The 15335-nt window shown below is 64.0% G+C and carries 13 protein-coding genes; 5 read left to right on the forward strand and 8 right to left on the reverse strand.

Translation table 11 applies throughout. The features are described from left to right. Positions 1-170: 170 nt before the first annotated feature. The 5 genes from ACIOJF_RS10375 to ACIOJF_RS10395 form a co-directional block, all read right to left on the reverse strand. Entirely contained in the window at positions 171-1112 is a 942-nt protein-coding gene (locus ACIOJF_RS10375; protein ID WP_402735124.1) for an AEC family transporter, read from the reverse strand. A gap of 122 nt (positions 1113-1234) precedes the next feature. Beyond that, positions 1235-2563 carry an enolase C-terminal domain-like protein gene (locus ACIOJF_RS10380; RefSeq protein ID WP_402696925.1) on the reverse strand — a complete coding sequence of 443 codons (1329 nt, stop codon included), beginning with the start codon at positions 2561-2563 and terminating at the stop codon, positions 1235-1237. A gap of 3 nt (positions 2564-2566) precedes the next feature. Beyond that, a complete protein-coding gene (locus ACIOJF_RS10385; RefSeq protein WP_105661988.1) occupies positions 2567-4168 on the reverse strand; it encodes an aldehyde dehydrogenase (NADP(+)) in 1602 nt (533 codons plus the stop codon). Positions 4169-4218: 50 nt separating this feature from the next. Further along, positions 4219-5157 (reverse strand): 5-dehydro-4-deoxyglucarate dehydratase, encoded by a 939-nt coding sequence (gene kdgD, locus ACIOJF_RS10390; protein ID WP_105656281.1) that lies wholly within the window; start codon positions 5155-5157, stop codon positions 4219-4221. Positions 5158-5295: 138 nt separating this feature from the next. Continuing rightward, positions 5296-6186: a LysR family transcriptional regulator gene (locus ACIOJF_RS10395; protein WP_105656282.1), complete on the reverse strand. Its 891-nt coding sequence runs from the start codon at positions 6184-6186 to the stop codon at positions 5296-5298. A gap of 151 nt (positions 6187-6337) precedes the next feature. On the opposite strand from ACIOJF_RS10395, the gene ACIOJF_RS10400 reads away from it, so the two are divergent. The 5 genes from ACIOJF_RS10400 (at position 6338) to ACIOJF_RS10420 (ending at position 11690) form a co-directional block, all read left to right on the forward strand. Beyond that, positions 6338-7336, forward strand: a complete 999-nt coding sequence (locus tag ACIOJF_RS10400) for a tripartite tricarboxylate transporter substrate binding protein (protein ID WP_105661987.1) — start codon at positions 6338-6340, stop codon at positions 7334-7336. 49 nt (positions 7337-7385) lie between these two features. Then, positions 7386-7970: a tripartite tricarboxylate transporter TctB family protein gene (locus tag ACIOJF_RS10405; protein ID WP_105656284.1), complete on the forward strand. Its 585-nt coding sequence runs from the start codon at positions 7386-7388 to the stop codon at positions 7968-7970. Positions 7971-7993: 23 nt separating this feature from the next. Next, entirely contained in the window at positions 7994-9523 is a 1530-nt protein-coding gene (locus ACIOJF_RS10410; RefSeq protein WP_105656285.1) for a tripartite tricarboxylate transporter permease, read from the forward strand. Then, positions 9520-9912 carry a universal stress protein gene (locus tag ACIOJF_RS10415; protein WP_105656286.1) on the forward strand — a complete coding sequence of 131 codons (393 nt, stop codon included), beginning with the start codon at positions 9520-9522 and terminating at the stop codon, positions 9910-9912. Before ACIOJF_RS10410 ends, ACIOJF_RS10415 begins: the two co-directional genes overlap by 4 nt. Before the next feature lie 419 nt (positions 9913-10331). Further along, positions 10332-11690, forward strand: coding sequence for a gluconate:H+ symporter (locus ACIOJF_RS10420; protein WP_332730670.1), 1359 nt, complete (start codon positions 10332-10334; stop codon positions 11688-11690). A 94-nt stretch (positions 11691-11784) separates the two neighbouring features. Here ACIOJF_RS10420 and ACIOJF_RS10425 read toward each other — a convergent pair whose 3' ends face one another. The 3 genes from ACIOJF_RS10425 to ACIOJF_RS10435 form a co-directional block, all read right to left on the reverse strand. Continuing rightward, positions 11785-12498 (reverse strand): FadR/GntR family transcriptional regulator, encoded by a 714-nt coding sequence (locus tag ACIOJF_RS10425; protein ID WP_133834028.1) that lies wholly within the window; start codon positions 12496-12498, stop codon positions 11785-11787. Positions 12499-12564: 66 nt separating this feature from the next. Beyond that, entirely contained in the window at positions 12565-13698 is a 1134-nt protein-coding gene (locus ACIOJF_RS10430; RefSeq protein ID WP_105656289.1) for a mandelate racemase/muconate lactonizing enzyme family protein, read from the reverse strand. Between the two features lie 259 nt (positions 13699-13957). After that, positions 13958-15181: a mandelate racemase/muconate lactonizing enzyme family protein gene (locus ACIOJF_RS10435; RefSeq protein ID WP_402741617.1), complete on the reverse strand. Its 1224-nt coding sequence runs from the start codon at positions 15179-15181 to the stop codon at positions 13958-13960. Positions 15182-15335 lie beyond the last annotated feature (154 nt).

A 15335-nucleotide genomic window follows, 5' to 3' on the forward strand; every position in this document is an offset into this window, starting at 1 on the left:
CCGGATTCGGCACCGTGCGATGGCTGATAGCGCCTTGGTTGCCAGCTCATCGGCTGGACGCTTGGCCAGCCCATCAGTTCCGCCGAGTTACCGTTCGGGAGACAGCTGGCAACGGATTGCTTCGGCAGGCCCAAGATGCCCACCGGCGCGAATACCGGTGCTGCACGTATCTAGCCCAGCAAGAAGGCAATGACCAGCACACTGGGAAAGGTCAGCAGGGTGCTTGCCAGCACCACTTCGCGCGGCACGGCGACGGGCAACTTGAATTGCTGGGCAAACAGCAAGACGTTTTGCGCGGTTGGAAGCGCCGCCATGATCACTACTCCGAGAAGTTCGATTCCGGATAGGCCGAAAACGAAGCGGGCAACGAGCCAGGCGAGCAAAGGCATGAAGAACACCTTGAACGCGGTCGCCAGATAGATTTCGCCGCGCAGGTTCTTATCTGACAATGGACGCTGGCCGTATAGCGCCATTCCAAAGGACATCAGCAACAGGGGGATGGATGCGTCGCCAATCATTTGCACTGGCGCATGAATGACTTCGGGCAGTGCCAGGCCAAAGAAGGAGAACACCGCACCGAGGAAGGTCGCAATAGTGACAGGGTTGGCGATGGGCTTGAGGATCATTTTCGCACCGGGCAGGCTATCCGCGCCACCGGACTTGGCGCGGGAGAGCACCGCGAACATGCACAGGTAGACGGGAGCGATGATCAGCAACTGCGCGATGAGCACCGACACTACGGGACTGGTGCTGCCCACCGCATAAAGGGCCAGCGGCACACCGATATTTCCAGCATTCACATAACTCGTGGACATGGCCGCAACGGGCAGCCGATGAGCTGGAGTCTTGAAGGCCAGCCGCGCGACCAAGGCATAAGCGGAGCCGGTCAGCACGGCAACCATCAAGGCTATCGGGGTGAATACACCAACCACCGCATGCAGATCGGTGCTGGCAAGCAGAGTGAACATCAGGGCGGGGTTGGTGATGTAGAAGATGAGCGGGGTCAGCCCCTGGGCAATGGCCGCGCGTTGTCGCGGCAGCGCGACCGACGTCAGCAGGCCGATGCCGATGAGGATCAAGACAACGGAGAATCCCTGTAGAACTCCTTGCATATTGCCTTTCCCGCCCGGTACTGGTGTTCCCAGCTCCGGGGCTTCTCGAAGCCGTGGACGGCGAGGGTGCGAATGCTCCCTCTACCGTCCACGGTGCATTATTCAGATTCCCTGGCAGCCCATCAGCGAACCAGCGCGGGACTCTTCGAATCGAAGGTCCAGCCGGGAATCAGGTATTGCATGGACACCGAGTCGTCACGCGAGCCCAACCCATGTTCCAGGTACAGTTCGTGGGCTTGGGCGACCCGATCCATGTCCAGGCTGACACCCAAGCCGGACCGCTGCGGAACCTTGATCTCTCCGTCCCGAATCACCAATGGTTCCTCGGTCAGGCCCTGTCCATCCTGCCAGATCCAGTGGGTATCGAGTGCCGTGATCTCGCCCGGAGCAGCGGCGCCGACCTGGGTGAACATCGCCAGCGAAATGTCGAAGTGGTTGTTCGAGTGCGACCCCCAAGTCAGTCCGAACTCGTTGCACAGCTGGGCAACGCGCACTGAACCGGACATGGTCCAGAAATGCGGATCTGCCAGGGGGATGTCTACCGCATTGGTGCGCACCGCGTGCGCCATTTCTCGCCAGTCAGTCGCAATCATGTTCGTGGCGGTCTGCAGACCGGTCGCCCTGCGGAATTCGCTTATGACCTCGCGGCCCGAGAAGCGGCCCTCAGGGCCGCACGGATCCTCGGCATAGGCCACCACTCCACGCATGCGCTTGCCAAGCCGGATAGCATCTTCGAGCAGCCAGCCGCCATTGGGGTCAAGCGTGATCCGGGCTTCGGGGAAGCGTTCCTTCAAAGCGATGACAGCATCGACCTCGGAGTCCCCGTCCTGGACGCCGCCCTTCAGCTTGAAATCCTTGAACCCGTAACGTGCCTGCGCCGCCTCGGCCAGGCGCACCACGGCTTCTGGCGTCATGGCTTCCTCGCGGCGCAAGCGCTCCCAATCGTCGTTGCCCTGCGGTTCGCGCAGATACGGCAGATCCGTCGTATCCGGGTTGCCCACGTAGAACAGGTAACCGAGCATCGGAACCGCGTCGCGCTGCTGCCCATCGCCGAGCAATTCGGCCGCCGGCACTCCGAGGAACTGGCCGTGCAAATCCAGCAGTGCAGACTCAAGTGCGGTGACTGCGTGCACGGTGGTGCGCAAATCGAAGGTCTGTGCACCGCGTCCGCCGGAATCGAGGTCTGCGAAGCGGGCTGCCACCTGGCGCAGCAGCGAACGGTAAGTCGCCACAGGGGCGCCGGTAATCAGTGTGCCGGCCTCCTCTATGGTCGAACGGATCGCTTCGCCGCCAGGTACCTCGCCGAGGCCAGTGCGGCCTTCGGAGTCAGTGATGATAGCGATATTGCGCGTGAAGAACGGCCCGTGCGCCCCGGAGAGGTTCAGCAGCATGGAGTCATGCCCGGCGACCGGGATGACCTTCACCGAGGCAATGGTGGGCTGGGAAGTCATGGATTATTCGCCTTTCGCCTGCAGGACGCCGTCAATCCGGCGGGTCAACTTCCACGGATTGTCTTCCGCGATGGGCTTGGGCAAAAGCGCGTCCGGGAAGTTCTGGTAGGCGATCGGGCGCAGGAAGCGCTCGATGGCCAGGGTGCCCACCGAGGTGGTCCGCGGGTCGGACGTTGCCGGGAATGGACCTCCGTGCACCATCGCGTGGCCCACTTCCACACCGGTTGGCCATCCGTTGACCAGGATGCGCCCGACCTTGGTTTCCAGCGTCCCGATGATCTGCCCTGCGGCTTCGTGATCCGAATCGTCCAGCTGCAAGGTGGCGGTGAGCTGGCCTTCCAGCCGGCCCAGCGCGGTTTGCAGCTGTGCGGCATCGGCGTAGCGAATCACCAGCGAGGCGGCTCCGAAGATTTCGTCTTGCAGCACCGGGTTGGCCAGCAGCTGCTCCACTCCAGCGGTGTAGATGGCTGGTGCCGGAGCGTTCTCGGTTGCCCCTTCGGTGCCACGGCCCAGCAGTTCGACACCGTCCTGGCTGCCGAGCGCTTGGACACCAGCGGTCCAGGAATTGTAGATTCCCTCGGTGAGCATCGTCTGCCCGGAAGTTTCCGGTGCCTGGCCGCTGACGGCGCGGGCGAATGCGTCGCCGGCAGCTCCGGTGGGAACAAAGACGAGTCCCGGTGCGGTGCACAGCTGCCCGGAAGAACCGACAACAGAAGCCAAGTAGGCCTTGGCCTGCGCAACGGGATCCTGAGCCAATGCTCCCTCGAAGAAGATCACCGGGTTGATGGAGCTCATCTCGGCATACACCGGGATGGGTTCCGGTCGCGCGGCCGCGGCGGCCATCAGGGCGGTGCCGCCGGCCCGCGAGCCGGTGAAGCCCACGGCCTTGATGGCCGGATCCTTCACCAGGGCTTGGCCGATCGACGCGCCGGGGCCATAAACCAGTGAGAAGACTCCCGGGTGCAGCCCGAAGTCGGCGACGGCCTTGCTGATGGCATGGCCAACAATCTCGCTGGTTCCGGGGTGCGCATTGTGGGCCTTGAAGACCACCGGGCAGCCGGCAGCCAGTGCGCTGGCGGTGTCGCCGCCTGCGGTGGAGAACGCCAGCGGGAAGTTCGACGCGCCGAACACCGCGACCGGTCCCACCGGGATCTTGCGCTGCCGGATGTCCACGCGCGGGGCTGGGGTGCGCTCGGGCAGGGCCGGGTCCACGCGCACGCCGTGCTGGTCGCCCTGGCGCACCACCTGCGCGAACAGCCGCAGCTGTCCGGTGGTGCGTCCGCGCTCGCCGGTCAGGCGCGCCTCGGGCAAGCCGGTTTCGGCCATGGCGCGAGCGACCAGTTCGGCGCCCACTGCCTCGATGTTCTCCGCGATGGCTTCCAGGAACTCTGCGTGCTTCGACGGTTCCAAGGAACGGAAGGACTCGAAGGCCTCGGCCGCCGCAGCGGTGGCCAGCTTCAGCTGCTGCTCATTGATGAGGCTGTAGGCAGGTTCCAGGCGCTCGTTGGTCGCCGGGTTATAGCCGTTGACCTTGCGTCCGTTGCCTTCGGTGCTGGCGCCGGCGAGGATGGACTCGCCGGTGAGGTTCTGCGTGGTTGTGCTCATGAATTGCTCCTGAGTCGACTGATTGGTGTGTCGTAAAGTGCCAGTGCTGGTTAGAGGCTCGCGCCGGCGGGAACGATGCCTGCCTGCTGGATCAGCGCGGACAGGTCCGCCAGGTCCTGCTCGGTCAGATCCTGCAGCGGCGGGCGCACCGAGCCGGAGTCGCGGCCGATGGCCTTCAGCCCGCCCTTGACGATGGATACGCCGTAGCCCTTGACGCGGTCGCGGATTTCCAGGTACGGCAGCACGAAGCGGTTCAGCTTCTCGTTGACCGCCTTCAGGTCCTGGGCGCGCACATCCTTGTAGAAGTCCAGCGCGAATTCCGGAACGAAGTTGTACATGGCCGAGGAGTAGGTGCTCATGCCCAGCTGCAGCAGCGGCAGCGCGAAGGTCTCCGCGGTAGGCAGCCCGCCCAGGTAGAACAGGCGGTCGCCGTTCTTGGCGTACACCTTGGTCAGGTGCTCGATGTCGCCCAGCGCGTCCTTGAAGCCGATGAAGTTCTCGTGGTTATCGGCCAGCCGGGCCACGGTGTCCGCCGAATAGATCGCGTTGGCGCGGTTGTAGACGATTACGCCGGTCGTCGTCGATGCGCAGATGGCCGACGCGTGCTGGTAGAGCCCTTCCTGGTCGCATTCGGTCAGGTACGGTGGCAGCAGCAGCAGGCCCTCGGCCCCTGCGGCCTCGGCGTCTTGCGCATTCTGGATGGCCTGCTTGGTCGAACCGCCGGCCGAGGCCAGCACCGGAACCTTGGAGCCGGCTTCTTCCACTGCCATGCGGACCACACGCGAGGCCTCTGCCGGGGTCAGCGTGAAGCCTTCGCCGGTGCCTCCGGCGGCGAACAGTCCCGCGACATCGAAGCTGGACTGCCAGGCCAGGTGGTTGCGGTACGCGGCCTCGTCGATTTCCAGGTTCGCGTCGAATGCGGTGACCGGGAAGGAGAGCAACCCGTCCTTGAGCTTGGAGGCAAGTTCGGCGGGGGTGTACTGGGCCATGGTTTGTTCCTTTGACTGGTTCCCACCTCAGGCGAGGCGGGAAAGCTGGGGGCGGTGCATTGGTATTACCCTCAGCCTAGGAACCCTCTATGATGCCTGTCCAAGCCCATATTTGTATTGTTTGATACCTACTGTGCATCATTCAGCGTGCAGCGCGTGGCGCACGATCGAGACCACCCGTTCCAGCGCCGGATTGCGCGAGGACTTGCTCCAGATGGCGTGCAGCTGCACCGGATCGTCGGTAACCTCGCCCAGCCGCAGGTAGCTGACCCCGCCCACGCCCAGCAGCTTGGCACTCTCCGGGACGAAAGCAATACCGCGCCCGGCGGAGACCAGCGCGAGCATGGTCAGCACCTGGCTGACGGTATGGCGCACGTTCTTGTGCTCGATGTCGACGCGGCGCACCACCAGGTCGTAGAAGTAGCGGGCCTTGGTGGGGGAGTGCATGATCAGCGGTTCATTGCGCAGGTCATCGAACAATACCTCCCGCTGCAGCCGGGCCAGCCGGTGGCCGGAGGGCACTGCCACGTAGAGCCCCTCGGTTAATAGCAGTGCGGATTCGAAGAGCTTCTCGTCGAAGGGCGGGCGGGCTAAGCCCAGATCGATGTCGCCGTCCAGCAGGGCGTCGACCTGCTCGCCGGTCACCATTTCCGACAGCTCCAGGTGCACCTGCGGCATCTGCGCCGAGATTTCTCCCAGCAGCGGGCCGAGCAGGCTGAAGCCCGAGGCTGCGGTGAAGCCGATGCGCAGCTCGCCCAGCTGGCCGGCGGCGATGCGGCGGGCATTGTCCGGGGCACGCTCGGCGGCCACGACCAGCCGGCGGGCATCCTGGAGGAAAGCATGGCCCGCCGCGGTGAGGGCCACGCGGCGGTTGTCGCGCTCGAGGAGTTCCACGCCGACCGTGCGCTCGAGTTTCTGGATCTGCCGGCTCAGCGGCGGCTGGGTCATGTTCAGCCGCTCGGCGGCACGGCCGAAGTGCAATTCCTCGGCAACGGCAACGAAACTGCGTGCTTGGTCCAGAGTAAACATTTGATACCTTTCTGGAATCATTCTATGCACATTCAACCTTGGACATGCATCACTTCAAGTTTCTACGCTTGACTCCAAGACCAGCAAGGTGAGCTGTCTCACTCGAGGCCTCGGCCGGGGTCCCACACTCGACACCACAGGAGAACTTCCCATGAAAAATCGCTTGACTCGCCGCTCGCTGCTCGCCCTCTCGGCCACTGGCGCGGTACTAGCGCTTTCCGCCTGCGGCGGCAACGTCGGCGGGGGCTCGGCCTCCGCCGAATTCCCCAGCGGCCCCATCACCCTGACCGTCGGCCAGGCGCCTGGCGGCTCCACCGACCTGATCGCGCGCGCCGCGGCGGACGGCATGGCGGATTCCCTGGGCGTGGCCCTGCCCGTGGTGAACAAGCCGGGCGCCAACGGCGCGCTGGCCACCGAAGAAGTGGCGGCCATGGCCCCGGACGGGCAGAACCTCGTGCTGCTCAACGCCTCGTTGATCACCATTACCCCGCTGGCGGTATCCGCGGACGAGGCGGTTTCGCTCGATGACCTCGATGTCCTCATGGGACTGAGTCAGGATGACTACGTCATGGTAGCCAGCACCAAGTCGGGGATGGAGAACTTCGATGACATCAAGAACAGCGGCAAGAAGCTGTCCTTCGGCACTACCGGCGTGGGCACCGGCTCGCAGCTGGCCCAGGAACTGATCCTGGCCCAGGCGGGCATCGAAGGCACCACAGTACCATTCGACTCGGGTTCCCCGGCACTGACCGCCGTCATGGGCGACCAGGTACAGGTCTCCACAGTGCAGCTGGGCGAAGCCAAGCCGCAGATCGACGCCGGCACCGTCACCCCGATCGTGGTCTTCTCCTCCGAGCGCAATGAGTTCCTTCCCGATGTGCCCACCGCCATCGAGGCAGGCTATGAAGTCCCGGTCTCCCAGTACCGCGCCATCGCAGCCCCGAAGGGCCTGAGCGATGACGCCAAGCAGAAGCTGGTGGCCTCCATCAAGGACGCGGTAGCCACGGACACCTACACCTCGTTCAACGAGAAGAACATGCTGACTCCGAACGAGATTTCCGGCGAGGAAGTCACCGCCGAATGGAATGAGCTGGCCGCGAAGTACAAGGAACTGACCGATGAGTACGACATCTCGCTGGCCGGCAAGTAGCCTCCCGGCAGCCAGCTGATCCGGAACACTTCAAGCACAGGAGGACATCATGCAAGCCAAACACGTTGAACGCCCGCCGGTGCCCGCCGCGCCCCGCGCGGAATCCGGCCCGGTGCAGCCCGAGGACGATTCGTCGCCCGAGGCGCTGACCCCGGAGGAACTCGCCGCCCAGTGGGAAGCCGAGGCCCCGGAACCGGCCGGACCGGTGGCGAACCTTGCCTCCAGCCTGGTGGTGCTCGCGCTGGGCTGCGCCGGCATGGCGCTGTCCGTTGGCCTGGGGCTGGGCACCCCCGCGGCGCCCAGCGCCGGGATGTGGCCCTTCATCGTCACGCTGATTGCCGCCGTCATGGCCGTGGTGCAGCTCATCGTGGGCAGGCGCGGCGGGCAGGACGGGGAGAAGTTCAGTGCCATGAGCTGGTACACCGTCATTGGTTTCGCCACCCTGATCCTGATGGTGGTGCTCATGCCGCTGATCGGCTTCGAGATTCCCGCGCTGCTGCTGTGCTTCGTGTGGATGCGCTGGCTGGGCGGTGAGCGCTGGCGCTCTGCCGCCTTGTATTCGGTGCTGGTGGTCGTGGCCTTCTACGCCATCTTCATTGCCGCGCTCGGCACCACGATTCCCCGACTGTTCTAAGTCGCAATTAAAGGTTGACTCCCATGGACTTCTTCGGACCAGTCCTGGACGGCTTCGGCACCGTCCTGGACCCCACAAACCTCTTGTATTGCCTGCTCGGCGTTGTCATTGGCATGCTGATCGGCGTGCTGCCGGGCCTGGGCCCGGCGGCCACGATCGCGATCCTGCTGCCGTTGACCTACGGTGTCGAGCCGGTGACCGCCATCATCATGCTCGCCGGCATCTTCTACGGTGCCCAGTACGGCGGCACGATCACCTCGGTGCTGCTGCGCCTTCCCGGCGAGGCCAGCTCGGTGGTGACGGTCTTCGACGGCTATGTCATGGCCAAGCAGGGCCGGGCCGGCACCGCACTGGGCATTGCCGCCATCGGCTCGTTTATCGGCGGCACGATCGCCATTGTGGGCCTGACCTTCCTGGCTCCGCTGGTGGCCAGTTTCGCGCTGGACTTCGGCCCGCCGGAGTACACGGCGCTGGCGCTGCTGGGCATCTTGCTGGTGGCCACCATCTCCGGAGGCTCCAAGATCAAGGCGATCATCGCCGCGGCGTTGGGCCTGTTCCTGGCCACGGTGGGTCGCGATGGCTTCACCGGGGCCGAGCGCTTCACCTTCGGCAACCTGTCGCTGGCCGACGGGATCGACTTCGTGCCGATCGCCATGGGCCTGTTCGGCGTGGGCGAGATCCTCTACAACCTGGAGGAGCGGCACCGGGCCGTGTCCGCCCCGCTGAAGGTGGCCAACGTGTGGCCGCGGCGCCAGGACCTGAAGCAGGCCTCCGGGGCGATCGGCCGCGGGTCGGTGCTCGGCTTCTTCCTGGGCATCTTGCCCGGCGGCGGCGCGACGATCTCCTCGCTGGCCTCCTACGCGCTGGAGAAGAAGACCGCCAAGGACCCTACGCGCTTCGGCAAGGGGGCGATCGAGGGTGTCGCCGGACCGGAAACCGCGAACAATGCGGCGGCGACCAGCTCGTTCATCCCATTGCTGACTCTGGGCATTCCTGCGAATGCGACGATGGCGATCATCTTCGGGGCGTTGCTGATCCAGGGGGTCACCCCCGGCCCGCAGCTGATCTCCAATGACCCGGAATTGTTCTGGGGCGTGGTGAACTCGATGTATATCGGCAACATCCTGCTGCTGATCATGTCGATCCCGCTGATCGGGGTATTCGTGCGGATCCTGCGCATCCGCGCCGCGATCCTGGCGCCGATCACCGCGTTGATTACCCTGCTGGGCGCGTACACCATCCGCAACTCCATGTTCGACGTGATGCTGGTGGTCATGTTCGGCGCCGTGGGCTACCTGATGAAGAAATTCGGTTTCGAGCCCGGCCCGCTGGTGCTGGCGTTCGTGCTGGGCAGCCTGCTGGAATCCAACCTGCGCCGATCCCTGCTGGTGCTGGAAGGCGACCCCTCGGGCTTCCTGTCCCGACCCATCTCCGCAACGCTGCTGGTGGTGTTCGTGTTCGTGGCCGTGTGGCCGATGATCAAGTCCGCCATCGATCAGCGCAAGAACCGCTTGGTGGCCGTGCAGGCCGTAAAGGAAAAGGAAAACGCATGAGCATCATCGTGGGATACGTCCCCACCCCAGTAGGGCAGGCCGCCGTCGACGCGGCCATCATCGAGGCGAAGCTGCGCGCCGAACCGTTGCTGATCGTGAACTCCTCGCGCGAGGGGTCGCTGGTGGACAAGCACACCGCTTCGCCCGAGGACCTGGAACGCGTACTGCTAGCTGCCGCCGCGGCGGGAGTCGAGGCTCGCATCGTGGAGTCCAGCTACCGTGATGACCTGACCGAGGAGTTCCTCGGGCTGGCCGAGAAGCACGAGGTGTCCTTGATCGTCATCGGGCTGCGCCAGCGCAGCCAGGTGGGCAAGTTCATCATGGGCTCGCACGCCCAGCGAATCCTGCTGCAGGCGCAGCATCCGGTGCTGGCCGTCAAGGCCGGCTGACCCGCTACCGCACCGCTGCCAAGGGCCGCGGAAGGCTTCAACGGAAGCCTTCCGCGGCCTTTGCGCGTCCACGGTCCGGTGGCTCCTCAATGGTTGCAGCGCGTCAACTACTGTGAGGCTCGTCACTCAATGCACGGTTCCCGGGGAGTGCCGAAACGCCGAGCCGAATGCGCTACCGGGCGCGGAGTGCCGGAATGTCGCGGGATCGCGGGGATGGCCGCCACCCGGGCACGCAACGCGATGCCGGCTGGGTATCAAAACATGCGGATCGAGTCTTGGACGGGAGCGATCCCGGCTTACTAACGTGACTACAGGCACATGGCGATATGCGGCAGCTCACGTAAACCCAAGCCCCCGCCGCCACCCGCGATGCCGAGATTCCACCCTTTCCAAAGTATTCCCCAGATCGGAGCCCCTTTATGCCCCTGCTTGTCGTAGCGCTGGCGGTAGTCGTGCTGCTGATCCTCATGATGAGGTTCAAGCTCAACGGATTCATCGCCCTGATCCTCGTCGCCACCCTCGTGGCCTTCTGGGCCGTCGCCACCGGATCGCTGAGCGTGGACGGCGAGCCCGCGGGCGTCGCTGACATCCCGGAGATCATCACCGAGGGCCTGGGCGGGCAGCTGGGAAGCACCGCCGTCGTCATCGGCCTAGGCGCCATGATTGGCCGCGTCATGGGCGACGCCGGGGCGGCGCAGCGCATTGCCCGCAAGATCCTCTCGGTCTTCGGCGAGCGTGGCGTGCAGTGGGCCATGATCATTTCCGCGATGCTGATCGGCGTGACCATGTTCTACGAGGTCGCGTTCGTGATCCTGGTGCCGGTCGCCTTCACCCTGGTGCGCGCCACCAAGGTCAACCTGCTGTGGGTGGGCCTGCCCATGTCCATCTCGCTGTCCACCATGCATTCCTTCCTGCCCCCGCACCCGGGTCCGACCGCAGTGGCCGGGCTGTACAACGCATCGGTCGGATTGACGCTGGCCTACGGCCTGCTCATTGCCATTCCGGCCGGTGTGGCCATTGCGATGGCCTGGCCGCGGCTGTCCTTCGTGCGGCAGATGAACCCGCAGATGCCCTCGGGGCTGCTCGCGGAAAAGGACTTCGCCGACGACGAGCTGCCCTCGGGCGCCTTGTCCTTCCTGGTGGCGCTGCTGCCCATCGTGCTGATTGCCGGTTCGGAAATCCTGCGCATGACCGTGACGCTGAGCAAAGAGGCCGACGATGTGCTCGCGCTGCTGGGCTCTGCGGAAATTGCGTTGCTGATCGCCCTGCTGGTGGCGATTGCCGCCTTCGGCCCGCTGAACAACCGTTCCATGGCGCAGGTCGCCAAGTCGATGAGCGAGGCCGCACGGGCCATGGCCATGATCCTGCTGGTCATCGGCGCCGGCGGCGCCTTCAAGCAGGTGCTGGTTTCCGCCGGCATTGCCGACTACATTGCGGACACCACTGCGGGGTGGAATCTCAGCCCGCTGTTCCTCGCCTGGATCATTGCGGTGATCCTGCGCATCGCGCTGGGATCAGCTACGGTGGCGGTATCGACCGCCGCCGGCATCGCTGCACCGCTGGTCGCGGCCACCGGAGCGTCGCCTGAGCTGATGGTGCTGGCCACCGCCTGCGGCTCGATCGCCTTCAGCCACGTGAACGACCCGGGCTTCTGGATGTTCAAGGAGTATTTCAACCTCAATGTCGGGCAGGCGCTCGCGGTGCGCACCACCTACACCACGACGTTGGCGGTACTCGGGTTGCTCGGGGTCTTCGCACTGGACCTGGTGATCACCTAGGCCCGGTACGGAACTTTGAAGGAAAGACCTCTCGGCGACATGGAGCTGATGGCAGCTGCCACGGCCAGCCGGAGGTCTTTTCCGCGTCCCGGCCCTAAAGCGCGGGGCCGAGCCCCGCTTCGGATTGCAGCCGCAGCATGGAGTTGCCCAAATGCATGCGCATGGCCGCGGCCGCCATGTGCGGGTCGCCGGAGGCAATGGCATCACGCACGGTGCGGTGCTCTGCGGCCACCGAACCCAGCCGGTCGGCGGTGATCGTGTCGGCCGAATCCAGCCGGCCGCGCGGCATCGCGATCATGGAGGGACCGAAATTCTCCACAGCCTGGCCGAAGTAGGGATTGCCGGTAGCCCTGGCCACGGCCAGGTGGAACTCGAAATCGCAGCTCATGCTCACCGCCGCATTGCCCGCTGCGGCCTCGAAGCCCCGCAGGGCCTGGTCCATTGCGGACAAATCCTGCGCGGTGCGGGAGCGGGCCGCGACGGCGGCGGCCTCGGTCTCGAAACCCACCCGGTACTCGATCAACTGGCGGCGTTCCTCGACGGTCCGCGGAACCAGTGCTTGAGCGGCAGGCTCGGCGGGCGGTGGAGGAGTCAAAGCGAAGCTGCCCGCGCCGCGCCGCGTGTAGACCAGCCCTTCGGCCTGCAGCCGGGTAATGGCCTCGCGGACCACGGTGCGCGATACCCCGTGCTCGGCGATCAGCTCGTTCTCGCTGGGCAGCTTCTGTCCCGGAGGAATGGCCCCGCCGCTGATCTGCGCGCGCAGGTGCCCGACCAAGGCCGATGCCAGATTGGGTTTGGCGTTGTGCATGCTTAAAGGATAAGCGCCGGAACCGCCTGGCAGGCGGTTCCGGCGCGAAGGTCCAGTCATGGGGACTCAGGCGGTGCCGAATTGCGCGGTTTCGGTGGTCCACGCGCGGGCCTGGTCGCTCAGGGTGAAGCCGAGCCCCGGCCTGTTCGGAACGATCATCCGGCCGTCCTTGGTTTCCAGGTGCTCATTGAACAGCGGGTCGAGCCAGTCGAAGTGCTCCACCCAAGGCTCGCGTGGGTACGCTGCTGCCAGATGCAAGTGGATTTCCATTGCGAAGTGCGGTGCCAGATCCAGACCAGCCTGGTCAGCGAAAGTAGCCAGTCTCTGGAACTGGGTGATGCCACCAACCCGGGGAGCGTCAGGCTGGATGATGTCGCAGGCGCGTGCGGCAATCAGGCGTTCGTGCTCGGAAACCGAAGCTAGCATCTCTCCTGTGGCTATTGGCGTATCCAGGGCAGCGGTCAGGGCCGCATGGCCTTCAGCATCGTAGGCATCCAGCGGTTCTTCGATCCAGACGAGGTTGAACTCCTCGAGCCTGCGCCCCATGCGCAATGCGGTAGCGCGGTCCCATTGCTGGTTGGCGTCGACCATGAGCGGGAAATCCGGGCCAATATGCTCGCGCACTGCGGCAACGCGGCGCAGGTCTTCGGCGCTGTCCGGCAGGCCGACCTTGATCTTGATGCCGCCGATCCCTTCCTCGATGGACTGGGTAGCCCGATCCTTGACCTCCTCGATGCTGGCGTTCAAGAAGCCGCCGGAAGTATTGTAGGTGCGTACCGAATCGCGGTGGGAGCCGAGGAACTTGGCTAGCGGAAGCCCCGCGCGCTTGGCTTTCATGTCGTAGAGCGCGATATCAAGTGCGGCCAACGCTTGGGTCGCCACACCAGAGCGGCCCACCGAAGCGCCGGCCCAGAGGAGCTTGGTGTACAACTTGGCGATGTCGCTTGGATCTTCGCCAATCATCGCTTGTGCGACTTCCTTGGCATGGGCGTACTGTGCAGGACCGCCAGCCCGCTTGGAGTAGGAGAACCCGAAACCCTCATGGCCCTGTTCCGTGGTGATCTCCGCGAAGAGGAAGACCACCTCGGTCATTGGCTTCTGGCGACCGGTGAAAACTTTCGCATCGGAGATCGGTGTGGCCAGCGGCAACCGGGCCGTTGAAAGCTTGACGTGGCGGATGGCGTCGGGGGTATAGGTCATGGCGGGAATCTCCTGTTGGGATCACTGTGGGGGTAAGCTCATTTAATTACTTATCCTATAAGTAAGGAACTTATTACACAAGTGATTTTTCGAGTGTTTTCTTCGGTGGCCTGCTGCCCCTTTCTTCTCTGTGGTCGAATGCGCCCGGAGCTGCCGCTCGGGTGCTTGAAACCAAGGCAGGTTCCCGTCTGGACGGCGGGGCTCCAGGCAATCGCGGGCTGTCCGCAATGCTTGAAGCGGCTATTGCCTTGCCGGATCATTACCCTTCGCAAGGCGCAGTGGTCAAGACCAGATGCTTGAGGGCATGGTTTTCAAGAACGACTGGATCCGGAGTGAAACCGAGCCCGGCTTCCGTTGGCAGACGGATCGTACCCTCGTCAGTGAGCTTCCCCTGATGCGGCGCATGCCAAGGGTGGAGCTGGGTTTCCCAACCGAGGAAGGGGATTTCCAATTCCGGACGGAGCGACCCGTTGGCGAGCTGGACTTCCTGGTCTGCGGCGATCAGCTGCGCGGTGGCCAGGAGGGCCGGACCGTAGTAGAAGCAGTGTGGCACCACATGGACATTAAGCCGTTGACCCGCCTCGCGAATTTTGAGCATGGCGCTGAGTCCGCCAATCTTTCCGACGCTAGGCTGGGCAAACTGCAGGGCGCCGAGTTCCATATCCGAGGTCAGCCCCTGGACCCCTGAATGGTTTTCTCCACCGGAGACGTTGCCGAAACGAGCATTGAGGGAGGCTAGTGATTGCGAATCATCTGGCGGGAAGATCGGTTCTTCGATCCACAGCAGCTCCAGGTCCGCCATGGCAGCAATCGACGACCCGGCTTCGGCTGGATGATGCCACTTGCAATTGACATCGACCATCAGCGGGTGGGAGCCCACGGCCTGCCGTGCGGCCTTGATGGCTGGAATCGAGGACTCATGGATTTTGAACGCCTTGAATCCGTGTTCCAAAGCCCTGGAAAGATGAAAAGCAACCTCCTGCGGATCCTCGGCATAGTGGACCAAAGACGCGTAGGCATTGATTTCATGGCGGGCATCGATATTGATGAACTCCCGCAGTGTCTGTCCTGCGCGACGTGCTGCTATATCCCAAAGAGCGATGTCCACTGCGGACAGTGCGAAGTGTATGGGTCCGGTGCGTCCGAAGGCGTGGAATGCATATTCGGCCGAGGCAATGCTCCCGTCGAGGGCCGATGAGCGCCCCAAGAAAAAGGGGGCCACGATCTGTTCAAGGGCAGCCCATGTCGCGGGATTGGATTTGTGGCCGAAGGCTTCGCCCCAGCCGGTGAACCCATCCGCGGTTTGCACCTTCACCATTAATGATTCCATCTGGGTCAACGTGCGTGATGATGCATTGAAAGCATCGATTGATTCCGCATTGGAATCTTCCTGGCTTCGCCGCGCGGCATCAAAAGGCAGTGATATCCAATAGAGCTCTATTGACACGATAGTGTCACTTAAACCGTCTTTGGCCTGCGACATTTTACTGATCTCCTATTTTCATATGGACGCATCCAGCGACTGTTCGCACCGTGTGATGGCGTCCAGCGGTGGCTCCGAGGCGATTCCTCAAACCTATCTCGCCAGTGTGGTTGACCTCACGTTGGTGTTTAGTTTAGCGTTGAGGAATAGAGAT

Origin of the sequence: Glutamicibacter sp. NPDC087831, from assembly GCF_044742845.1 — a bacterium.
In the GTDB taxonomy this organism is placed as follows: domain Bacteria; phylum Actinomycetota; class Actinomycetes; order Actinomycetales; family Micrococcaceae; genus Glutamicibacter.